The organism is Streptomyces sp. NBC_00271 (assembly GCF_036178845.1).
GTDB lineage: Bacteria > Actinomycetota > Actinomycetes > Streptomycetales > Streptomycetaceae > Streptomyces.
Genome location: NZ_CP108070.1, coordinates 3,435,428 through 3,457,208, shown reverse-complemented (window position 1 = coordinate 3,457,208; position 21,781 = coordinate 3,435,428). Strand labels below are relative to the sequence as shown.

Sequence of the window (21,781 nt, the reverse complement as noted above, 5' to 3'; positions counted from 1 at the left end):
CTGGCCAGGTGCGGTCGGTTCGTGGCCTTCGAGGTTGTGTGGCGACCGCGGGCCGGGTGTGGCTGGTCGCGCAGTTCCCCGCGCCCCTGAAGGGGCGCGCCCCTCACCCCCGGTTGAAAGGCACCCCTGTGTCCCTCACCCGCAGACAGGTCACCTCGGCGGCTCTTGCCGTCGTTCCCGGCGCCCTTGTGGCAACCGGTACCGCACAGGCCGCCCAGCGTTGCCGCACCCTCTATATCGCGGGTGACTCCACCGCTGCTCAGAAGTACGCCGACGCCGCGCCGGAGACCGGCTGGGGCATGGCGCTTCCGTTCTTTCTGCGGGAGCAGCTGGAAGTCGCCAACCACGCCGTGAACGGGCGGAGTTCGAAGAGTTTCGTCGACGAGGGGCGGCTCGAGGTCGTTCTCGAGGCGATCCGGCCCGGCGACCTCCTGCTCATCCAGTTCGGGCACAACGACGAGAAGAGCGCCGACCCGACGCGCTACACCGAGCCCTGGACGACGTACCAGGACTACCTGCGGCAGTACGTCGACGGGGCGCGGGCCCGTGGCGCGCGGCCGGTGCTCGCCACCCCCGTGGATCGCAGAAAGTTCGACGCGGACGGCAACGCCGTGCCGACCCACGGCGACTACCCGGCGGCGATGCGCGCCCTCGCCGAGGAGGAGCACGTGGCGCTGCTCGACATCCAGGCCCTGTCGATCGCCCTGTGGCAGCGGCTCGGTGTCGAGGAGACCAAGAAGTACTTCAACTGGACCGCGACCGAGCAGGACAACACCCACTTCAACCCGCCGGGTGCGATCGCCGTGGCCCGTCTCGTCGCGGCCGAGCTGCTGCACCGCCGGGTGCTGGCACACCGGGACGTGCGCCGGCTGGACGAGGAAGTACCCGAGTCCTGGATCACCTGGCCGGACGCGGCCGCGTAACCCCCTTCCACTGAACCTCCGCCAGAAGGAGAGCCGCAGAGTGAACACACAGAGATGGCATGCACATGCCATAGCAGGGTCGGCGACGACGGCCCTGCTGGTCGGTTGCACCGCCCTGGCCCTCGCCGTCACCGGCACCACCGCCCAGGCCCAGACCCGGTCGGGCGACGTCGGCCGAGGGACCCTCGCCGCCGGTGACGGCTGGGGCTCCGAGGGCACGGGGACCGCTGGCGGTGCGGCGGCCGACGCCGCACACGTGTACACCGTCACCACCTGGGCCGAGTTCAAGGCCGCGCTGAAGAACGGCGGCACCACCCCGAAGATCATCCAGGTGAAGGGCACGATCGACGCCAACGCCGAGGGCTGCGACTCCTTCGCCGCGCCGGGCTACGACTTCGACGCCTATCTGCAGAAGTACTCGCCGGAGAACTGGGGATACGGCACCAACCTGGACGCCGAGCCGGACGACAGCCCCGAAGGCCTGCGCCGCGCCTCCGCCGCCAACCAGGACACCGCCATCAAGGCGGAGATCCCCGCGAACACCACCCTCGTCGGCCTCGGCAGGGGCGCGGGGTTCAAGGGCGCCAGCCTCCAGATCAAGGCCGTGGACAACGTCATCGTCCGCAACCTCACCTTCGAGAGCCCGCTCGACTGCTTCCCGCAGTGGGACCCGACCGACACCTCCGTCGGCAACTGGAACTCCGAGTACGACAGCGCGGTGGTGTACGGCTCCACGCACGTCTGGCTGGACCACAACACCTTCACCGACGGGGACCACCCCGACAGCACTCTGCCCACGTACTTCGGGCGGATCTTCGAGCAGCACGACGGCGAGCTGGACATCGTCAAGGGCGCGGACTACGTGACGGCCTCCTGGAACGTCTTCGCCGACCACGACAAGACGATCCTCATCGGCAACAGCGACAGCGCGTCCACCGCGGCGGTCGACCGGGGCCACCTCAAGGTCACCTTCCACCACAACCTGTTCTCGAACCTCGTCGAGCGCGCGCCGCGCGTCCGCTTCGGCCAGGTCGACTCGTACAACAACCACTTCGTCGCGGGCGACGGCTACTCCTACAGCTACGGCATCGGCATGGAGTCCCAACTCGTCGCCGAGCACAACGCGTTCACGCTGCCCGCCGGAGTCAGCGCGGCGACCGTCCTGAAGAAGTGGAAGGAGGCGCCGCTCACCGCCGCGGACAACTACGTCAACGGGGCGGCCACCGACCTGATCGCCGTGCACAACGCGGAGATCCCGGCGGAGACGCTGCAGTCCGGGGCCGGATGGACGCCGACGCTGCGCACCGAGGTCGACCCGCCGCGGGCGGTGCCCCGGATCGTCGACCGCGGCGCGGGCGCCGGAAAGATCTGCTGACCCACGTCGGACCTTCGCCGGACCCACGCCCGACCGACCCACCTGCGACCCATCTCCTGGTCAGGCCGGAGCGGCTCCGCACCCGCCCCTCACCCAGGGCGCGCCGCTCCGGCCCCTTTCCCCGCGCAGCCCGCGGGGCTCTCGAGCCGCCGCACAGTGAAGGAGCATCGTCATGCTCTCCCGCACCACCCCCAGTCGCAGAACCTTCCTCGCCGCCGGTGCCGGAGCCGCTCTGGCGCTCGGTCTCGCGGCCCCCGCGCGAGCCCAGGGGCGCTCCCCCTTCGGGCGCTACGGCTCACCGTCGGCCCGTCTCACCGAGCGGACCCTGTACGTCCACCCCGGCGGGCTCGGCGACCACACCACCGTCCAGGCCGCCGTCAGCGCGGTCGGGGGCACCTCCCAGGCGTTAAGCACTGGGGGAGGGGCCGGATACACGCTGGTCGTCGCGCCGGGCACGTACCGCGAGACGGTCGCCGTCGGTGTCGACCGTACGGAGATGACCTGGATCGGCGCCTCCGGGGACCCGCGTGACGTCGTCGTCGTGTACGACAACGCCAACGGCACCCCGAAGCCCGGCGGCGGCACCTACGGGACCACCGGGTCGGCCACCACCACCGTGCAGGCCGACGGGTTCACCGCCCGTTCGATCACCTTCGCCAACGACTTCCTGCGCGCCGACCACCCCGAGATCACCGGCACCCAGGCGGTCGCCGTCAAGGTGCAGGGCGACCGCTCGGCCTTCGTGGGGTGCCGGTTCCTGGGCCACCAGGACACGCTGTACGCCGACTCGATCGCGCTCGGCACCTTCGCCCGCCAGTACTACCGCGACTGTTACGTCGAAGGTGACGTGGACTTCGTCTTCGGCCGGGCGACCGCCGTCTTCGAGCGCTGCCACTTCCGCACCCTGAGCCGCACGGACCTGGCGACCGCCCCGTACGGCTTCGTCTTCGCCCCCTCCACCGCGCTCGCCAACCCGCGCGGCTATCTGGTCACCCACGGCCGTGTCAGCAGCGCGGCCCCGGACGCGTACTACAAGCTCGCCCGCCCCTGGGTGCCCGGCTCGGACACCACCGCCCGGCCCATGCTGACCGTCCGCGACACCCGCCTCGCCGCCGGGATCGACGCGGTCGCGCCCTACACCAACATGGCGGACGCCTACCCGTGGCAGAGCCAGCGCTTCGCCGAGTACCGGAACACGGGGCCCGGCGCGGTCATCAGCGTCCCGGAGAACCGTCCCCAACTGAGCCCCGGGGAGGCCGAGTCGGCGACCCGGGAGGCGTATCTCGGCGACTGGACACCGTGGAAGGGGTGCTGAGATGCGCCGACGCGCCTTTCTCGCCACGGCCGGTGCGCTCGGCGTCCTCGGCGCGACCCCCGCCTTCGCGGGCGGGCGCCGGGTGCTGCACGTCCGCCCCGGTGACTCCGTCCAGGCCGCCGTCGACGCGGTGACGGGCGCCGACTGGACGATCGTCGTGCACCCGGGCACGTACCGCGAGGTCGTGAACATCCCCGTCGACAAGACCGGCCTGACGCTGCTCGGCGCCACCCGCGACCCGCGCGACGCCGTCATCGTCTTCGACCACGCCAACGGCACGCGCAAGCCGGACGGCTCAGGAACGTACGGCACCGCGGGCTCCGCCACCTTCACCTCGGCGGCGCCGGGGCTCACCGTGCACGGTCTGACGCTCGCCAACGACTGGCTGCGCGCCGACCACCCGGACATCACCGGGACGCAGGCGGTGGCGGCGTACGTCACCGGGGACCGCTCGTCCTTCACCCACGTCCGCCTGCTGGCACACCAGGACACCCTGTTCGCGGACACGACGGCCCTGACCGCCTTCGACCGCCAGTACTACCGCGACTGCTACATCGAGGGCGACGTCGACTTCGTCTTCGGGCGGGCCACCGCCGTCTTCGAACGCTGCCACTTCCACACCCTCGACCGGGACGTCGCCTTCAAGCCCGAGGGGATGGTCTTCGCGCCCTCCACGGCCCGCGCCAACCCGCACGGTTTCCTGGCCCTGCGCGGCCGGGTCACCTCGGGCGCGCAGGACGGTGCGTACAAGATCGCGCGGCCGTGGGTGCCGTCGTACGAGACGACGGCCTGGCCGTCCCTGGTCGTACGGGAGACGGAACTCGGCCCCGGCATCGACGCGGTGGCGCCCTACGTCGACATGCGCGAGGCCTACCCCTGGCAGTCCATGCGCTTTCGCGAGTACCGCAACACCGGTCCCGGCGCGGAGATCACCGTGCCGGAGAACCGTCCCCAGCTCACGGACACGGAAGCCGTGTCGCACACGCGTGCGGCGTATCTGGGCGACTGGTGCCCGTGATGTCCCCGAGGAGCGCACCGGAGAAAGCACCGAGCAACGCACCGAACAGCGCACCGGAGCAAGCCCCGAAGAAGGCACCGAAGAAGGCACCGAAGTAGTCCCCCACCGTATCGACGAAAGGACCGCACTCCATGTCTCGTCGAACCGCTCTCGCCCTCGGCGCCACCCTGGCGCTCGGCGCCGGACTCGCCGTCCTGCCCACCCAGGCCCAGGCGGCGACCGTCGTCGTCAGCACCACGGCCGACCTCACCAGCGCCATCAAGAACGCCACCGCCGGCACCGTCATCCAGGTGCGCGCCGGCACGTACTACCCGACGGCCACCCTCCAGTCGACGGCCAACGGCACCTCGTCGAGCCCTGTCACCCTCCAGGCGTACGGCTCGGAGACGGTGAAGATCGACGGCTCGTCGCTGCCCGCCGGGGACTGGATCTTCAAGCTGACCGCCGACTACTGGAACGTCTCCCACCTCACCTTCCAGAACTCCCCGGACAGCGCGGTCGTCTGCCAGTCCTGCACCGGCACGAACTGGAACGACATCAAGACCATCAACGGCGGTGACTCCGGCTTCACGCTCACGGGTGACGGCACCGTCAACAACACGGTCAAGAACATCGACTCGTACGGCAACTACGACGCCGCCACCCATGGCGAGAACGCGGACGGTGTCGCCGTGAAGTTCGGCTCCGGCACCGGCAATCTGATCACCGGCGCCCGCCTGTACAACAACTCGGACGACGGCATCGACTTCTGGTCCTTCTCGTCGCCCGTCACCGTCGAGCACACCTGGTCCTTCGGCAACGGCAAGAACCGCTGGGGCGACTCGGCCTTCGCGGGGGACGGCAACGGCTACAAGCTGGGCGGCGACGGCGAGGTCGTCGCGCACGTCGTCAACAACTCCGCCGCCTGGGACGACGCGGGCAACGGTTTCACCGAGAACTCCAACACCGGCGCGATCGTCATCAACCGCACCACCGCGTACGCCAACGGCAAGTACGGCTACTACTTCGCGACCAGCTCCGCGAAGCTCGGCAAGAACCTGGCGGTGAGCAACGGCAGCGCGGCGGTCTCCAAGGGGTCCTCGGTCACGTCCGCCGGCAACAACTGGGACTCGGGCGTCTCCACCCCGTCCTTCGTCTCCACGGACGCGTCGACGACGTACAACGCCCGCAAGTCGGACGGCTCGCTGCCCGCGACGACGTTCCTGACGACGGGGAGCACGACGATCGGCGCCACGATGAACTGATCCGCAGGAACCGGTGCGGTGGGCTCAGTTGAGGTGCCACAGGGCGTAGGCAGCGGTCAGCAGCACAAGACCGGCGACCGTGAGAAACGCCCCGAGCATCCGGTGGTACCAAGGCTGGGCCCCCATCAGCACCGAACCACCCCTCAGTTGATGCCTGTCGCGGATGTTCGCGGCCCTCCGGACGGCGATCCCGCGCACGTTGAACGCCCAGCTCCCGCCGCACCAGACGGCTGCGAGGCCGCCCAGGGCGAAGAGGGTGATGATCACTGGGGACGGCCCATGCGTTCCGGCAGCGAGATGGTGCATGTTCTCGTTGTTCCTTCCGTCAAGAGAGCTCGGTGCGTGTTCGGGGGAGTTCGGCCAGGTGGTCCCGGATCCGTCATGGATTGACGTGTCCCATAAGTCTTGCCAACGCGTCGTCGTATCCCTGGGCGTTCCCGGGGAGCAATTCCTTCATCCTGGTGAAGAATTTCGTGCCCGCCCGTTGCAGCGCCTCGACGAGTTCTCGCTCGTCGACGGAGGTGGCACGCTTGATGTCATCGTAGGTGAGAGAGACGAGAACGAGTCCCCCGCCCAGGCGCTTGAACGAAAGCCTGATCGGCTGATCCGGGAAGTACGTCGCCGCCTCGTCCTCGTGCTTGAGACTCAGCACCATGTCGCTGATATAGGACCAGAGTTCGTCGACGTAGTCCCAAAGCTCCTGGTCCAGGATCCGTACGCCGTTGATCGTCAGTTCGATGGCGCCTTCGACGTATGAGGGATCCGAAGGTGCGGAGGTCGTGTCCGGTACGGGGGTGAATCCTCCTGACTTGGTGCGCAGGTAGGAGGTGATTTCAATCATGTGGCCTATTTCTTGGGGAGAGTTCCGGGATAGAACTGGCCTATATGGCCGTTCTTGATACCGAGGACGTAATCTACTCCGTTTACTTTGCCTTCTACCTGGTACATGCCCATGGGGCCGCGGGACGTCAGCTTGTCCCGGTTCTGATTCAGGGTCTCGGTGATGGCGTCCTCGACATCCTTGACGGACATCTTTCCGTCGAGGAAGGACTGCTTCTGCTTCACCGAACCGTCCCAGTACTCAGGATGATGCCTTTCCAGGACGTGTGCCAGGTTCTTCTTGTCGAGCATGAACTGATCGCTGCCGAACTGGTATCTCCTGCTCTGCCAGTCCTTGAGCGCGTTCTCCACCTTGCAGGTGAAGAGTCCGAGCGGATCGGACTCGACGAGGGGATTCCTCACGTAGGCGTGGTGATCGGGGGAGGGTGCGAGGCCCAGCGGGTCCGAAGAGACGTATCGTCCGGTCTCGGGGTCGTAATAGCGGAAGTGGTTGTAGCTGAGTCCCGTCTCGGGGTCGGCGTACTGGCCGGGGAAGCGTAGCGGGCAGTCCACGGTGGCTTCCTCGTCCGTCGGAGCCGGCAGGCCAGTGCCCCAGAGCGAGGTGCGCCGCTGCCAGACCAGGTCTCCGGACACCGAGACCAACTCCGCGGGGGTGCCCACGAGGTCCGTGACCACGGCGTGGAAGCGGGTCGTGTGCGAAGAGCCGGTCTCTTCGACCAGCCGGGCGAGGAACGACGCGCCGGACTCGACGACGGAGGTCTTGTGCTGCGTCTGGGCGACCGGACGATGGGAACCCGGAGCGTAGTCCCAGGTCGTCACCCTGCCATCCTGGCAGGTCTGTTCGGCCAGGCGGGTGTCGTCCCAGGAGAAGTCGACGCGATCGGCCTGTGACCCGTCCTCGGCCACGCGGTGTTTGGACACACGGCGGCCCAGTGGGTCGTACGCGTATCGCCATCGTTCGCCGTCCGGCGTGACCGCTTCGGTCAGCCGGTCCTCGGTGTCCCAGACGTATGTCCAGGTGCGCGTCTGCCCGTTGAGAAGCTTGCGTGTCCTGCGGACCAGACGGCCCTGGGCGTCGTGCTCGTAGACGGTGTGCCCTGCGCGGCGGACGAGCGTGCCCTCGAACTCGCGGTCACCCGGACAAGCATGGTCGGGCGCCGTCGCCCGTACCGGACTGCCTGCCGCGTCGTAGGCGTAGACCTCACGCCAGCCATGGGCGCGTACGCCTGTGACACGGCCCATGGCGTCCAGGTCGAAGCGGCGCGTGCCGGAGGTGAGCTCGCGTACTTCGACGAGGTGGCCGTCCGCTCGGTAGGCGTAGCCGCGGTGCTGGAGAAGGCGATCCGCCTCCGACGAGTCCGCCGTCGATGTCAACGACTGCACGGCGAGGTGTCCTGTCGCGCTCCAGCTCTGAGTGAGCGTCGCGGCATCGCCGATCCGGCGCTCGGTCTCGCGACCGACGGCGTCGTACGAGAAGGCCAGCGAACCGGCTGCCGACCGCAGTTCGACAGGGTGGCCCACAGGATCGTAAGTCCAGTCGGACACCAGACCGGATGGGGTCACCCGGTGGGTGCACTGCCCGACGGCGTCGTACGTGAACGTCGTCGTGCGCCCGCCCACCGTCTCCGAGAGAATGCGGCCCACCGCGTCCCGATCCAGCACGACCTCGGCGTCCGCGTTGGCGGCGCGAGACATTCTGCCGTCGGGGCCGTACGCGTACGTCGTCACCTCACCCGTGTCGTCGTGCTGCTCCACGACACGGCCCTGCGCGTCCCGTGTGAAGCGCAGTGTTTCGTCGGCGCCGTTGGTGCGCGAGACCAGACGGCCTGCCGCGTCGTGCTCGTACGTGAGCGTGCGGCCGTTGAAGTCCGTCTCCGTAACGAGCCGGCCGGCCTGGTCGTACCGGTACGACCAGGCCAGGCCCTGGGGATTGGTGACCTTGGTCAGGCGCAGCTCGGTGTCGTACGTGAACGTGTACCGTGCGCCGTCCGGATCCGTGCGGGCCGCCAGGAGGTCGAAGTGTGTGGCGGTCTGGCGGGTGGTGTTGCCCACCAGGTCGGTGTGGGTGAGCAGGTTGCCCTCGGCGTCCCAGGCCCAGGACTCGCGGGTGCCGTCGGCGTACTCCCGCCACTCCGGCTTGCCCTCGACGGTCCAGCCCATGCGGGTGGTGTCGCCGAGCGGGTCGGTCACCGCGACGATCCGGCCGAAGGCATCCCGCCGCACGGTCGTCTCGTGCCCCAGCTCATCGGTGAGCACGACGGGCAGCCCGGCGGCGTTCGAGGTGATCCGGCGTGTGTGGCCGAGCGCGTCCGTGACCATGGCCAGATGGCCCGATGAGTCGTACTCGTACCGCGTTTCGGCACCCGTGGGGTCCACAGTGGACAGCAGGTTGCCGCGGTCGTCGTAGGTATGCCGCCAGGTCGCGCCGCCCGACTCCACGACCTCTGTGGGCAGGCCGAGAAGGTTGTGGACCGCACGGGTCACCGACGCGTCCGGCAGGGTGATCTCGCTCAGGTTCCCGGCGGCGTCATACGCGTGACGGGTCGTCCTCCCTAGCGGATCGGTCACTGCGACGGGCTTGGCACCCCACTCGTCCCACTCCGTGCGCGTGACATGCCCGAGCGGGTCCGTCTCCTCGACGACCAGGCCCTCGGAGTTGTACCGATGGCTGGAGACGCGGCCGAGTGAATCGGTGTACGTCGTCGTGGCCGCCGCCTCGTCGTACGTCAGGGTGCCCGACAGGATGCCGTCGACGCCCTCGGTGCGGACGACGCGGCCGCGTTCGTCGTAGACGTAGGAGAACCAGGTCCCGTTGCGGTCGGTCCAGCGCGTCATCCGGCCCTGGTCGTCGTAGGTGAACCGGAGCGGCTCACCGCTGGAGTTGATGACCTCGGTGAGGTTGCCGGACGGGTCGTAGCCGTACCGCATGACGAGCGTGCCCTCGCCCACCGGGCCGTCGGGGCCGTAGCGGGAGGGGGATTCGTCGAGCAGGCGCAGGGCGGTGACGCGGGGGCCCTGGGTGTCGACGGCCAGGTAGTAGCCGCCGGAGTGGCGGATGCCGAACGGGATGCCTTCGTCGTCGCGCTCGACGTCGATGCGAACGCCGTTTCGGTCGCTCCAGGAGTCCAGGGGCAGATGGAAGACGCCGAAGGAGCCCGAGGAGAAGGGGGTGCTGAAGGTGCGGACGACTCCGGTGGCGGGGTCGGTGATGGTCATGACGCCGTCGGGCTTGCCGTCCCAGCGCAGTGGCCAGCGCGCGCCCTTCAGAGGGAGGGTCGGCACATCCGGCTCCGGCACGGGATAGACGAGCCGCATGCCGTCCGCCGCCGCGAAGACGACCCCCTCGCCGTCGATCTGCACGCACTCGTCGAGGGTGGAGATCCAGGTCGGGCCGAAGCAGACGCCGCCCCGGTAGGAGGACAGGTGGGTGCGCTGGAAGAGGAGGGGAAGGGAGGCCGGCAGCGTCAGGTCGGTCTGGGACATCAGCATGGCGCCCGTCGCCACGTCGATCGGCTCGCCGACGCACGGCGTGCGCTCCGCGTTGCGCGCGGCGGGTCCGAGCTCGACCAGGTCGGGGCGGAGGGACGGCGGGCGCAGCAGGAGGGGAGTGGTGTCGCTGAACGCGCCCTCCATGCCCGCCTTCAGTACGCCGCCGCCCGCGCCCAGCGCGCCGCCGAAGATCATGCCGTCCTTGGCGGCCTGGTTGACCTCGTCCAGGCTGAAGCCCTGCTGCAGACCGGTGACCATCTTCAGGGGCTGGGCCACGGCCAGGTCGACGGTGACCGACTCGATACCGCCGAAGGCCGCCGCGACCAGGGTGCCCGCCGCTATCTCCGCGACGGTGGTGGAGACCGCGATGCCCATGGTGGCGCCGAACTCGATGATGGCGTCGGCCGCCGCGACGGCTGCTCCGGAGGCGAGGCCCGCCGTGAAGAAGGCCAGCGCCACCCCGCCCGCGATCACGGCGGCGTCGATGCCGATCTGCGTCCAGAGTTTGTTGATGGCGTCGTCGATGGCGTCCGCGAACTTGTCCAGGGCCTTCGCCATCGCCCGGGAAGACTCCGCCAGGTCGCTGAGCCAGCCGGCGTCCTTGCCCTTGGCGAAGCGGTTCCAGAACTTCTCGAACGCGTCGATCGACTCGCCGGTGTTGTGGTGGATGAGGGAGGACGCACTCGTGTGCACCGGTGCCCGTACGTCGTCGACCGCGTCGGCGAAGGTGCGCCAGGCGGTCGCCGCGGCCCGCAGCGAACCGGAGTTGGCGTCCGGCCACCACAGGCCCAGTTTCAGCAGGATCTTCTTGGCCTCGTCCTCAACGCTCACCGGAACCGTCGCTTTCCGCCTTGACGGTCCCGCCGGTCTTCACCTCGGTGAACATTCCCGCGATCAGCTGGTCGTTGTCGACGGTGCCGTCCGCCAGGTCGTTCATGGCCTCGTGGATGCTCACCAGGCCGAGTACGAGGGTGCCCGCCGCGCTCTCTATCTTCTTCTGCATCGGCGAGTAGGCGTCCCCGAACTCCTTGCCCTGTTTGTCGTCGCCCCAGGGTTTTCCCAGGCTGTCCAGGGTGGTGACGAGGGTGGTGAGTGCCGTGCTGAGGTTCTTGGCCCCTTCGTGGAAGTCCGGCGCCGCGCGCTTCAGATCGGCGGTGTGGATGTGCAGGACCATGCCGTCGCCGTTGCCATCACCCATGCGGCTCTCCCCGTCTGACGCATCGTTCGCATGTGCGTTCCGACCCTAGGAGAACCGGTTCAAGAGAAGGTCAAGCGCACGCCACCTGCGGGCAATGCATCAAGGGGGACGCCGCCCGCGGGTGAGGTCTCGATCCGATAAAGCCTCCCGCGTGGCGTGCGTGATGCGCGTAGACAGTCCCTGACCTGGTGCGGAATGACCTGGTCACCCATCACCCAGATCCGGAGAATCCATGCGGAAGTCCCTCAGAGCGGCAGCCATCGCGGCCGCTTGTGCCGTCGCTGGCGGAGCCCTCTACGGCACGGGCGTCGCCACGGCCGGCCAGTCGACGGCCAACTCGACCCACGAGCCCTACAACATCGGGCTCCTGGTCAAGGACATCGACACCTACTACGGCACCACGCTCGACAGCAACGGCGTGTACCAGGCGTCCAAGGACAGCCGGTACGCCAAGGACCTGTCGCGCCTGGAGTCTGACGCCAAGCGCTACATCGACAGGGCGGCGCACAAGGCGAAGCACCGGGGCGAGAAGCCCGCGGTCGTCTTCGACATCGACGACACGCTGCTGCTCTCCCTCGACTACGAGAAGAAGACCAACTACACGTACAACTCGGCCTCCTGGGCCGCGTACGTGGCCCAGGCCGACCGTCCGGCCGTCTTCGGCACCCCCGAACTCGTCGCGTACGCCAAGTCCAAGGGTGTCGAGGTCTTCTACAACTCGGGCCTGAAGGAGTCGCAGCGCGTCTCCGCGGTCGCGAACCTGAAGAAGGTCGGCGCCGACATCAACCTCGACGCCGACCACATGTTCCTCAAGGACGCGGCCAACCCGCCGGCCTACCTGAGCGCCTGCGCCACGGCCGCCGCCTGGAACTGCACCACCGTGCAGTACAAGTCCGGCACCCGTGAGCACATCGAGTCCCTCGGGTACGACATCGTCGCCAACTTCGGCGACCAGTACTCCGACCTCGACGGCGGCTACGCCGACAAGACGTTCAAGCTCCCGAACCCGACGTACTTCGTCAGCTAGTACTCAGGACTCGGTCCGTACGGGGCGGATCGACTCCAGGGTCGGCACCACCGGTTCGATCGTCCCGTCGGCCGCGAACTCCATGCGGTCGATGGTGGTCTCCCGGTGCGTGCCGTCCCCGCCCGCCTTCCCGGGGCCGTTCAGGGCGAACCGGTGGTAGACGATGTACCAGTCGTCGGTGCCGGGGACGTTCACCACGGAGTGGTGTCCGGTGCCCTTGATGCCGTACTCCGGGCGCTTGGACAGGATCGTGCCCCGCTTGGTCCACGGACCGAGCGGGGACGGTCCGGTGGCGTAGGCGACGTGGTAGTTCTCGCTGCGGGTGTCGTCCTCGGACCACATGAAGTAGTACGTGCCGTGCCGCTTGACGACGAAGGATCCCTCACGGAAGTCGGGCTGCGTGATGTCCCGCACCTGCGAGGCGTCGAACGACACCATGTCGGCGTTCAGCGGCACCACGTATCCGTGGCCGTTGCCCCAGTACAGATACGACCGACCGTCGTCGTCCGTGAACACCGCCGGGTCGATCATCTGGCCCGTCAACAGGCCCTTGGCCACCAGGGGCTTGCCCAGCGCGTCCTTGAAGGGACCGGCCGGGGAGTCGGCCACCGCCACGCCGATCTGCTGCTCCGCACAGAAGTAGAAGTAGTACTTGCCGTCGCGTTCGGCGATCGCCGGGGCCCAGGCGTTCTTGTCCGCCCAGGACACATCGGATCCCAGGTCCAGGATCACACCGTGGTCCTTCCAGCGGACCAGGTCCTTCGACGAGTACGCCTTGAAGCTCGTCCCGCTCCAGCCCGCGTAGCCGTCCGTCGTCGGATAGATCCAGTACTGGCCGTCCAGGTAGTGGACGTCCGGGTCGGCGTTGAGGCCGGGGAGGACCGGGCTGCGGGTGGGTACCGCCTCGACCGTCCAGGTCCGGCTCGTCCCGTCCGGAGCCGTCACGGTGTAGGTGCGCGGGGTGCGGAAGTCCCGGGGTGTGCCCGAGGCCGGGCTGACCTTCGCGCCCGCGCCGACCGCGAGGGTGGGGGCGAGGTGCCTGAGGTCCGTGTCCGGCTTCATGGGCAGGACGACCTTCGAGACCGACTCGGTGACGATCGCATACCCGCTGAGGCCCTTCGCGGTCGCGTCCACGACCGACGTGCCGGTCACCGGGTAGGCGGCCAGCAGCCGGTCGTACTCCGCCTGCGTCACCGGCATCACCGTGCCGTGCCGGGGGCTCGCGGGCAGCTGGTAGTTCGTCGACATCGTCCACTTGCCCGAGTCGAGGTCGGTCGTCTCGAAGGGGACGTACCCGCGGCTGCCGTACTCGTCGATGAACAGGTACCACTTGTTCTCGGTGTTGGACTTGAAGACCGTCGGGCCCTCGCCGCGGTCGATCGAGCCGCTGCCGATGCAGTCCGAGACGAAGTCGTACGCGGTGTCCGTCAGCGACGTCGACTTCTCGCCGGTGATGAACTTCGAGCAGGGGCTGGAGGAGCTGGGATCGCGCTCGTCCTTGGTGTAGCGGTAGTAGCTGCCCTTGTTCTTGATGACCGTCGAGTCGATCACCGAGTAGCCCGGGTCGTCCCAGACCTTCGGCTCGCTGAAGGTGCGGAAGTCCTTCGTGGTGGCGTACAGCATCTTGTTGTACGTCGATCCGGTGTGGTCCGGGTCGTCGTCGGCGTACAGCTTGGACGCCCAGAAGACGACGTACTCACCGAGCGAGTCGTCCCAATAGGCCTCCGGCGCCCAGGTGTTGCCCGCGTTGTCGGGGGCCACCTTCACCAGGCGCTGGTCGGTCCAGTGCACCAGGTCGGTGGACTCCCAGATCATGATGGACCTGCTGCCGTGCCGCTGCACGTAGTCCCAGCTGCCGCTGGAGTTCTGGTACATCTTCAGGTCGGTGGCGATGAGGAAGAACTTGTCGCCCTTGGGGGAGCGGATCACGAACGGGTCGCGCAGGCCCTTCTCGCCGATGGTGGAGGTCAGGACGGGATTGCCCGCGTTCAACTCCCGCCAGTGCAACGGGTCGTTGCCGCGGCTCAGGGCGTAGCGGATCTGCTCGTCGTCGGCCGTGCCCTCGCCGGTGAAGTAGGCGAAGAGATAGCCGGCGTACTTCGGTTCGTTCACGTGCGATGCTCCCGAAGGTGACGGTGACGCGGGGCTCGGTGGGGCGGCCAGCAGGCCCAGGAGGAGCGCGAGGACGGGGATCAGGAGCGCGCGGGCGGTGCGGCGTCGCATGACACATCCTGTCGGAGTCTGGTGGATTCTGTTGGGGAAGCGCTCTCGGAGTGTTGCCAGTGGGGGACAGCACGTCAATTGATGAAGACGGCACGACGGCCGGCGAAAGTTTCGACCTTTTTCGTGAGCCCTCGGCAACCTTTCCCGCCACCGCGGCGACCCGGGAGCAGAAGCGGGCCGGGGCGGCCCCTCCGGCCCGCTTCGTCTCCCGTCCCCCTAGGAAAGGAACGCCCCGTGCTTCTGAGCACCGGACGCCACCGCAGGACCCGTACGCTCTCGATCGCCGCGGCGGTGGCCGTCGCCGCGGGGGCGGGTGGCGTCTACCTCGGCCTCGCGAACAACGGCTCGGCGCAGGCCGCCACCACCACGGTCACCGTCTCCACCACCGCGCAGCTCCAGACGGCCGTCGCCAATGCCGCCGCGGGTACGACCATCCAGGTGCGCGGCGGCACGTACTATCCGACGGCCACGCTGAAGTCGACGGCGAACGGCACCAGTTCCACGCGGATCACGCTCACCGCGTACGGCAGCGAGAAGGTGAAGATCGACGGTTCCAAGCTGGCCGCCGGTTCCTGGCTGGCGGGGATCTACGGCGACTACTGGACCGTCCAGAACATCACCTGGCAGAACTCGCCCGCCCAGGGCTTCGTCGCCACCTCCTCCGTCGGTGGCGTCTTCAAGAACCTCGTCACCGCGAACAACGGCGACTCGGGCTTCACCCTGCGCGGCGACGGCACGACCGGCAACCTCGTGCAGAACCTGGACAGTTACGGCAACTACGACGCCGCGAACCACGGGCAGAACGCCGACGGCATCGCCATCAAGTTCGGCTCCGGCACCGGCAACAAGGTCACCGGCGCGCGCCTCTACAACAACGCGGACGACGGCCTCGACCTCTGGCAGTTCTCCTCGCCGATCACCATCGAGCACTCGTGGTCGTACGGGAACGGCAAGAACCGCTGGAACGACTCCGCCTTCGAGGGCAACGGCAACGGCTTCAAGCTCGGCGGCGGCGGGGCCTCGGTCGCCCATGTCGTGAACAACGACGCCGCCTGGGACAACGCGGGCAACGGCTTCACCGAGAACTCCAACACCGGGGCCATCGTGCTCAACCGCAACACCGCCTACGCCAACACCGACGCGGGCTTCTTCTTCGCGACGGGCAAGGCGCGGCTCGCCAGGAACCTCGCGGTGAGCAACAAGGGCGGCCTGGACAAGCTCGGCTCCGCCACGGTCTCCGCGGCCAACAACTGGGACAGCGGCACCTCGACGCCGTCCTTCAGGTCCACGGACGCGACCACGGCGTACGGGGCCCGCTCATCGAGCGGTTCGCTGCCGGCGACCACGTTCCTGACGACGGGCTCGACGACCATCGGCTCGACCATGAACTGACGTGCCCGCGTACTGACGTACGAGGGAAAGTGAACGCCCCCGCCGGTCGTCACCGGCGGGGGCGTTCCTCTGACTGGCTCCGAGGGGGGCTCAGGCCAGCAGATCCCTTACTTGTACGTGATGTCAGATGACGTGAACCTGCAAAAGGTTCCATCCGCGCCGGTGCCGAGTTCGGTGGGCTCCTTGCCGCTGCTGTTGCCCTTGAAGCGCACGCAGGTCTTGAGCTTCTTCTTGGTGTCGCCGGTGACACGGATCTTCGACAGGGTCGCCGTGTCGCCGAAGTTGGAGTTGATGCCGACCAGCGCCTTGCCCGGGGCGGTCGCGTCGATGTCGCTGAGCACGATCGTGCGCTTGTACTGCGTCTTGCAGTTGCCGCACGAGCGCGCCAGCTTGCCGAAGTTCTCCACGTGGAAGCCGGTGATGGAGAGCGTGCCGGCGCCGTTGAACTGGAACACCTTGTCGGAGGCCTGCCGCGCGCCACCGCCGATCACGTTGTACTTCGCGGACGACGCCTTGCCCTTGAAGGTGGCCGCGTCCTCGCCGACGTCCAGCCACCACACGTTCTGCAGCGTGCAGCTGCCCAGACAGTGCACGCCGTCGGCGGCCGGGGTGCCGATGATGACGTTCTTGAGGACCGCGCCGTCCTTGAGCTCGAAGATCGGGCCCTGGCTCTCCGACTGGTCGGAGGTGCCGAGGGAACCACTGCCGAAGAACTTCGTCAGCTTGCCGTCGTAGGTGCCCGAGACCGAGATCGTCTTCGAGACGGCCTTGCTGCCCTTGGCCGTCGGCCAGACGGAGCTCGCGCCCGCGGTGCTCAGCATCGACGTCGTGACGAGCGCGGCCCCGGTGATGCCGAGTGCGGTGACCCCACCGATCACGGACCGCCGCCCGGTGAGGCGGCGACGGTGCCGGACGCGCTGTTCAACTCGTACAGTCATGAAGCGGATTTCCTTGCGGAAGGGGACGTGTTCGTCTCCTGGTCGCCGCAGGTGAGGAAAGGGTTGCCGCCGTCCGCAGGTTTTTTCGAGGGGATTTTCTACGAGTCGCCGTCGGTGCCGCTCGCGGCGGCGAAGTCGCCCGCCACCGACAGCGTCCTGTCCGCGGTCCTCGCGTCCGCCGAGTAGCGGTCGTCCTTGGCGTCCCGGCCGCCGCGGGTGTGGTTGTACTGGCCCGCGAAGACCCACTGGCCGGCCGCGAGGGTGTGGCCGTCCTTGAGCACCCAGGTGTAGACGAGGAAGCCGTCCTTCTCGGTGACCGTCGTCGTGAAGTCGCTCTCGGGTGCCGAGCGCCAGGAGCCCGTGTCGCCGACCCCGCCGGTCTGCTTGATCCTCAACTCGACGGTGAGCGAGGTGAGTTTGTCGGCGTTCTTCAGGGTCACATTGCTCTGCGCCCAGAAGTCGTTGCTGTGCGGATCGACCGAGCCGTCGGACCACAGCGAGCCGTCCTGGTTGCCCGCGGCGGGTGCCTTGGGCGCGGCGGGCGAGGAGTGCGCGGCCGAGGGGGTGTCCGAGGGGGAGGCGCTCGCCTTCCCGGACGGCTTCGAGGCACCCGAGGTGTGCGAGGGGTGCGGCACGACGGGCGCGCGGCTCGTCGCGTCCGGGGAGGCGACCGGGGTCGGCGAGACCGCGACCGTCTGCTGCGGCGGGTGGTTCTCCTGCACCGCCGCGGCCACCCAGTAACCGCCGACCGCGAGGACGCCCGCCACCGCGGCCGTGGCGCCGACGATCCGACCCCAGCCGAGCACCGGCGGACGCGCCGCGCGCCGGGGACGACGCTCGGCGGCGCCGGACATCCCGCGCTCGACCCGGGCCAGGATGCGCGCGCGGTCGGGCTCGTGCGCCTCGGCCGCCTCGTGCAGCCTGGCGCGCAGCTCGTCGTGCACGTCCTGCGCCTTCCTCATCGGTCCCTTCCTCCGGCTCCACCCGTGGGCAGCACACCTGCGTGCACCCGCATCGGGGCCTCTTCGGTGCCGAGGAGCCGCTTCAGTTCGGCCATGCCCTTCGACGTCTGGGACTTAACCGTACCCACGGAAACACCGAGGGCGAGCGCCGTGTCCTTCTCCGAGAGGTCGAAAGCGTGCCGAAGCACGACACATGCGCGCTTACGGAACGGCAGTCGGCGCAGCGCCTCCTGGACGTCGATCTTCCCCGCTATGTCGGGGTTCTCGGTCTTGTCCTCGCGCTGCGACCAGAACAGTGTGATCCGTCTACGCTCGCGCACCGCGCTGCGGATCCGGGTGCGGGCCAGGTTCGCGACGACCCCGCGGGCGTACGCCACCGGGTGGTCGGCCGCGCGCACCCGGTCCCAGCGGTGCCACAGCGCGAGCAGCGCGTCGGCCGCCAGATCGTCGGCGGCGTCCGCCTCGCCGGTCAACAGATGGGCGAAGCGGGCGAGTTCGGCATGGTGCCGCTCGAAGAAGGCGTGGAACTCCACGGAGGCTGCGTCGTCGACGACAGTGCCCACGGCTACCTCTCCTTGCTGCGGCTTTTGAGCAACCGGTGCGGGTGCGTGCGTATACGGCCCCCGTGCGCCACCCGTGAAGGAATGGTGCCCCTGTGGGGCGAGATGCGTGAGCGTACCAGCGATGTGTACAGGGCTTCGAACAGCGTATGGCGGGCCGAACTCGATTCTGTAACACGGCGAAAACCTGAACGCGGTTCAACGCGGGAACAATCCAGCCAGCATCCGCACACCCAGCACGCAGGCCACAAGGAGTATCAGCCATGTCCGAAACACAGAAGGTGGCCGACCGGCCAAGTGCCGCGCCACCAGCGGCGAACGGCGTCGACCGGTTCTTCAGGATCTCCGAACGGGGCTCCACCTTCGGCCGGGAGATACGCGGCGGATTCGCCACGTTCTTCACCATGGCCTACATCCTTGTCCTGAACCCGATCATCCTCGGCAGCGCCAAGGACAAGTTCGGTCACCAGCTCGACAGCGGCCAACTCGTCACGGCCACCGCCCTGGTGGCCGCGGTGATGACCGTCATCATGGGCGTGGGCGGCAATCTGCCCCTCGCGATCGCCGCGGGCCTCGGCCTGAACGCCGTCGTCGCCTTCCAGATCGCCCCGCTGATGAGCTGGCCCGACGCGATGGGCCTGGTGGTCATCGAAGGCGTGATCATCTGCGTACTGGTCCTCACCGGACTGCGCGAAGCCGTCATGAACGCCATCCCGCAACCGCTGAAGCACGCCATCGGTGTGGGCATCGGACTCTTCATCGCCTTCATCGGCTTCGTGGACGCCGGTTTCGCCAGCCGCATCCCGGACGTCGCGAACACCACCGTGCCGGTGCAGTTGGGCGCGACCGGTTCGCTGACCGGCTGGCCCGTACTGGTCTTCTGTCTCGGCGTGCTGCTCACCATCGGACTGATGGCACGCAAGGTCAAGGGCGCCATCCTGATCAGCATCGTGACGATGACCGTGGTCGCCGTGATCATCAACTCGGCCGCCGACATCAAGAGTTGGGGCCTGACCACGCCGAAGATCCCCTCCGACGTGGTGGCCACCCCGGACTTCGGTCTCGTCGGACACTTCAGTCTGTTCGGCGGCTTCGGTGAGACCGGCGCCCTGACCGTCGTCCTGCTGATCTTCACCCTGATCCTGTCGGACTTCTTCGACGCCATGGGCACGATCGTCGGCATCAGCGCCGAGGCCGGACTGCTCGACGAGGAGGGCAAGGTGCCCGGCATCGGCCGGGTGCTGTTCATCGACGGCGCCGCGGCCGTCGCGGGCGGTGCGGCCTCCGCCTCCTCCAACACCGCCTACATCGAGTCCGCGGCCGGCGTCGGCGAGGGCTCGCGCACCGGCTTCTCGAACCTGATCACCGGCGGCATGTTCGCCCTCGCCCTGTTCCTGACCCCGCTGCTCACCATCGTGCCGCTCCAGGCGGCGGCCCCCGCTCTGGTCGCGGTCGGCTTCCTGATGATGACGCAGGTCAAGCACATCGAATGGGACAGCTACGAGGTCGCGATCCCCGCGTTCCTGACCATCGCGGCGATGCCGTTCACCTACTCGATCACCAACGGCATCGGGGCCGGCTTCGTCGCCTACGTCGTGATCAAGGCGGTGCTCGGCAAGTTCCGTGAGGTCCACTGGCTGCTGTGGGCCGTGTCGGCGCTGTTCCTGGTGTACTTCGCGATCGATCCGGTGAGACAGCTGTTCGGCGTGAAGTGACCCGTACGGGCGTGAAGTGACCGTACGAAGGAAGGGCCGCCCCCAGGGGTGCGGGGCGGCCCTCCGTCGTGCGCGGTGCGTCAGTTCTTCAGCGCCGCCCGCATCATGGCCTTGGCCACCGGCGCCGCCAGGCCGTTGCCGCTGACCTCGGACCTCGCCGCGTCGGACTGCTCGACGATGACCGCCACGGCGACCTCCTTGCCGTTCGCATCGGACTTCGCGTACGACGTGAACCAGGCGTACGGCGTCTTGCTGTTCTTCTCGCCGTGCTGGGCCGTACCCGTCTTACCGCCCACGGTCGCGCCGGAGATCTTCGCGTTGGTGCCCGTGCCCTCGGTGACGACCGTCTGCATCGCGGACTGGAGCTGCTCGGCGGTGGTCGAGCTGACGATCTCCTTGGTCTCGGTGCCGTCGTCGTAGTCCTTCACCACATTGCCGCTCGCGTCACTGGTCTGCGACACCATGTGCGGCGAGACCAGCTTGCCGCCGTTGGCGATGGCGGCCGACACCATGGCCATCTGCAGCGGGGTCGCCGTGACGTCGTACTGGCCGATGCCGGTCAGCGCCGTGGACGACTCGTCCATGTCCGAGGGGTAGACGCTCGGGTACGCCCGCACCGGCACGTCCTGCGAGCTGTCGTTGAAGCCGAACTTCTCCGCCATCGCCTTGACCTTGTCCTGCCCGAGGTCGACGGCCATCTTCGCGAAGACGTTGTTGCACGAGTACTGGAGTGCCACCCGGATCGAGGCGTCCTTGCAGGGTGCGGAGGCGCTCTCGTTCGACAGGTCGGTCTTCGTGTTCGGCAGCGTGTACGGGTTGGGGCTGTTCGTGCCGGTGTCCACGTTCTTGTACAGCCCGTCGTCCAGCGCCGCCGCCGCGACCACCAGCTTGAACGTCGACCCCGGGGGCAGCGGCTGGCGCAGCGCCCGGTTGGTCATCGGCTTGTCCGCGTCCTTCGTCAGCTTCGTCCAGGCGGCGGAGTCGCCGGTGGTGAGCTGCGAGGGGTCGTACGACGGGGTGGAGACGACCGCGAGGATCTTGCCGTTCGTCGGGTCGATCGCGACGGCCCCGCCCTTCTTGCTGCCGAGCGCCGCGTACGCCGCCTTCTGCACGTCCGGGTCGATGGTCGTGACCACGTCACCAGGGCTGGCGCGCTTGTTGGTGATCGTGTCGAGGGGGTTCTTCAGCTGGTTGTCCGTACCGTCGAGCAGGCCCTTGTAGACGCCCTCCAGCTGGGTCGCCCCGAACACCTGGGAGCTGTAGCCCGTGACCGCCGCGTACAGGCTGCCGTCCGTGTACGTCCGCTTGTACTTGAGGTCGCTGCCCTTCGTCTGCGCGGAGCCGGTGATCGCCCGGCCGGCCACGATGATGTTCCCGAGCGGGTTCGCGTACTGCTCGATCGCGTTCCGTCGGTTGTTCTTGTTGTCCGCGAGTGCCTGGCCGTCGTAGAACTGCACCCAGGTCGCCCTGATCAGCAGGGAGAGCACGAGCAGCAGAGTGAAGACGGCGGCACGCCTGATCGTCTTGTTCATCCCGCTCAGAAGGACGAGCGGAAGGGAGCG

Annotated in this window: 17 protein-coding genes; 8 read left to right on the top strand and 9 right to left on the bottom strand. The window is 68.3% G+C overall.

Annotation, left to right across the window (positions count from 1 at the left end; all coding sequences use genetic code 11):
* Positions 1-128: 128 nt before the first annotated feature.
* The 5 genes from OG798_RS16185 to OG798_RS16165 all read left to right on the top strand — a co-directional run bounded on the left by OG798_RS16185 (position 129) and on the right by OG798_RS16165 (position 5,875).
* The gene (locus OG798_RS16185) at positions 129-923 is read left to right on the top strand and encodes a rhamnogalacturonan acetylesterase (protein WP_328760034.1); all 795 of its coding nucleotides are present in this window, start codon (positions 129-131) and stop codon (positions 921-923) included.
* Positions 924-963: 40 nt separating this feature from the next.
* Positions 964-2,298, top strand: coding sequence for a pectate lyase family protein (locus OG798_RS16180; RefSeq protein WP_267061446.1), 1,335 nt, complete (start codon positions 964-966; stop codon positions 2,296-2,298).
* A 172-nt stretch (positions 2,299-2,470) separates the two neighbouring features.
* Positions 2,471-3,613 (top strand): pectinesterase family protein, encoded by a 1,143-nt coding sequence (locus tag OG798_RS16175; protein WP_328757246.1) that lies wholly within the window; start codon positions 2,471-2,473, stop codon positions 3,611-3,613.
* Between the two features lies 1 nt (position 3,614).
* Entirely contained in the window at positions 3,615-4,631 is a 1,017-nt protein-coding gene (locus OG798_RS16170) for a pectinesterase family protein (RefSeq protein WP_328757245.1), read from the top strand.
* Positions 4,632-4,762: 131 nt separating this feature from the next.
* Positions 4,763-5,875 (top strand): right-handed parallel beta-helix repeat-containing protein, encoded by a 1,113-nt coding sequence (locus tag OG798_RS16165; RefSeq protein ID WP_095855347.1) that lies wholly within the window; start codon positions 4,763-4,765, stop codon positions 5,873-5,875.
* A 24-nt stretch (positions 5,876-5,899) separates the two neighbouring features.
* On the opposite strand, the gene OG798_RS16160 is transcribed toward OG798_RS16165, so the two are convergent.
* The 4 genes from OG798_RS16160 to OG798_RS16145 form a co-directional block, all read right to left on the bottom strand.
* On the bottom strand, positions 5,900-6,181 hold the full coding sequence (locus tag OG798_RS16160) for a hypothetical protein (protein ID WP_328757244.1): 282 nt from the start codon (positions 6,179-6,181) through the stop codon (positions 5,900-5,902).
* Between the two features lie 73 nt (positions 6,182-6,254).
* On the bottom strand, positions 6,255-6,716 hold the full coding sequence (locus tag OG798_RS16155; RefSeq protein ID WP_328757243.1) for a hypothetical protein: 462 nt from the start codon (positions 6,714-6,716) through the stop codon (positions 6,255-6,257).
* A 5-nt stretch (positions 6,717-6,721) separates the two neighbouring features.
* On the bottom strand, positions 6,722-11,035 hold the full coding sequence (locus OG798_RS16150) for a DUF6531 domain-containing protein (protein WP_328757242.1): 4,314 nt from the start codon (positions 11,033-11,035) through the stop codon (positions 6,722-6,724).
* Positions 11,025-11,402 (bottom strand): hypothetical protein, encoded by a 378-nt coding sequence (locus OG798_RS16145; RefSeq protein ID WP_095855351.1) that lies wholly within the window; start codon positions 11,400-11,402, stop codon positions 11,025-11,027. The genes OG798_RS16150 and OG798_RS16145 overlap by 11 nt, the downstream gene beginning before the upstream one ends.
* A gap of 232 nt (positions 11,403-11,634) precedes the next feature.
* On the opposite strand from OG798_RS16145, the gene OG798_RS16140 reads away from it, so the two are divergent.
* On the top strand, positions 11,635-12,429 hold the full coding sequence (locus OG798_RS16140) for an HAD family acid phosphatase (protein ID WP_328757241.1): 795 nt from the start codon (positions 11,635-11,637) through the stop codon (positions 12,427-12,429).
* Between the two features lie 3 nt (positions 12,430-12,432).
* Here OG798_RS16140 and OG798_RS16135 read toward each other — a convergent pair whose 3' ends face one another.
* On the bottom strand, positions 12,433-14,652 hold the full coding sequence (locus OG798_RS16135; protein ID WP_328757239.1) for a family 43 glycosylhydrolase: 2,220 nt from the start codon (positions 14,650-14,652) through the stop codon (positions 12,433-12,435).
* Positions 14,653-14,886: 234 nt separating this feature from the next.
* Here OG798_RS16135 and OG798_RS16130 point away from each other — a divergent pair, with 234 nt between their 5' ends.
* Entirely contained in the window at positions 14,887-16,044 is a 1,158-nt protein-coding gene (locus OG798_RS16130; protein ID WP_328757238.1) for a right-handed parallel beta-helix repeat-containing protein, read from the top strand.
* Between the two features lie 107 nt (positions 16,045-16,151).
* Here the strand turns inward: OG798_RS16130 and OG798_RS16125 are convergent, their stop codons facing one another.
* The 3 genes from OG798_RS16125 to OG798_RS16115 all read right to left on the bottom strand — a co-directional run bounded on the left by OG798_RS16125 (position 16,152) and on the right by OG798_RS16115 (position 18,507).
* Positions 16,152-16,982: a pectate lyase gene (locus OG798_RS16125; protein ID WP_121416528.1), complete on the bottom strand. Its 831-nt coding sequence runs from the start codon at positions 16,980-16,982 to the stop codon at positions 16,152-16,154.
* Positions 16,983-17,080: 98 nt separating this feature from the next.
* The gene (locus OG798_RS16120) at positions 17,081-17,944 is read right to left on the bottom strand and encodes an anti-sigma factor (protein ID WP_095855356.1); all 864 of its coding nucleotides are present in this window, start codon (positions 17,942-17,944) and stop codon (positions 17,081-17,083) included.
* Positions 17,941-18,507, bottom strand: a complete 567-nt coding sequence (locus tag OG798_RS16115; RefSeq protein ID WP_060902186.1) for a SigE family RNA polymerase sigma factor — start codon at positions 18,505-18,507, stop codon at positions 17,941-17,943. Before OG798_RS16115 ends, OG798_RS16120 begins: the two co-directional genes overlap by 4 nt.
* A gap of 260 nt (positions 18,508-18,767) precedes the next feature.
* Between OG798_RS16115 and OG798_RS16110 the strand changes: the two genes are divergently transcribed.
* Positions 18,768-20,219 carry an NCS2 family permease gene (locus tag OG798_RS16110; protein WP_095855358.1) on the top strand — a complete coding sequence of 484 codons (1,452 nt, stop codon included), beginning with the start codon at positions 18,768-18,770 and terminating at the stop codon, positions 20,217-20,219.
* A gap of 80 nt (positions 20,220-20,299) precedes the next feature.
* On the opposite strand, the gene OG798_RS16105 is transcribed toward OG798_RS16110, so the two are convergent.
* Entirely contained in the window at positions 20,300-21,751 is a 1,452-nt protein-coding gene (locus tag OG798_RS16105) for a peptidoglycan D,D-transpeptidase FtsI family protein (RefSeq protein WP_328757237.1), read from the bottom strand.
* Between the last annotated feature and the right edge of the window lie 30 nt (positions 21,752-21,781).

Bases quoted from the DNA above. Each gene is read 5' to 3' on its own strand.
- OG798_RS16175 (WP_328757246.1), top strand. From the start codon at position 2,471: ATGCTCTCCCGCACCACCCCCAGTCGCAGAACCTTCCTCGCCGCCGGT.
- OG798_RS16170 (WP_328757245.1), top strand. From the start codon at position 3,615: ATGCGCCGACGCGCCTTTCTCGCCACGGCCGGTGCGCTCGGCGTCCTC.
- OG798_RS16165 (WP_095855347.1), top strand. From the start codon at position 4,763: ATGTCTCGTCGAACCGCTCTCGCCCTCGGCGCCACCCTGGCGCTCGGC.
- OG798_RS16160 (WP_328757244.1), bottom strand. From the start codon at position 6,181: ATGCACCATCTCGCTGCCGGAACGCATGGGCCGTCCCCAGTGATCATC.
- OG798_RS16155 (WP_328757243.1), bottom strand. From the start codon at position 6,716: ATGATTGAAATCACCTCCTACCTGCGCACCAAGTCAGGAGGATTCACC.
- OG798_RS16145 (WP_095855351.1), bottom strand. From the start codon at position 11,402: ATGGGTGATGGCAACGGCGACGGCATGGTCCTGCACATCCACACCGCC.
- OG798_RS16140 (WP_328757241.1), top strand. From the start codon at position 11,635: ATGCGGAAGTCCCTCAGAGCGGCAGCCATCGCGGCCGCTTGTGCCGTC.
- OG798_RS16135 (WP_328757239.1), bottom strand. From the start codon at position 14,652: ATGCGACGCCGCACCGCCCGCGCGCTCCTGATCCCCGTCCTCGCGCTC.
- OG798_RS16125 (WP_121416528.1), bottom strand. From the start codon at position 16,982: ATGACTGTACGAGTTGAACAGCGCGTCCGGCACCGTCGCCGCCTCACC.
- OG798_RS16120 (WP_095855356.1), bottom strand. From the start codon at position 17,944: ATGAGGAAGGCGCAGGACGTGCACGACGAGCTGCGCGCCAGGCTGCAC.
- OG798_RS16110 (WP_095855358.1), top strand. From the start codon at position 18,768: ATGTCCGAAACACAGAAGGTGGCCGACCGGCCAAGTGCCGCGCCACCA.
- OG798_RS16105 (WP_328757237.1), bottom strand. From the start codon at position 21,751: ATGAACAAGACGATCAGGCGTGCCGCCGTCTTCACTCTGCTGCTCGTG.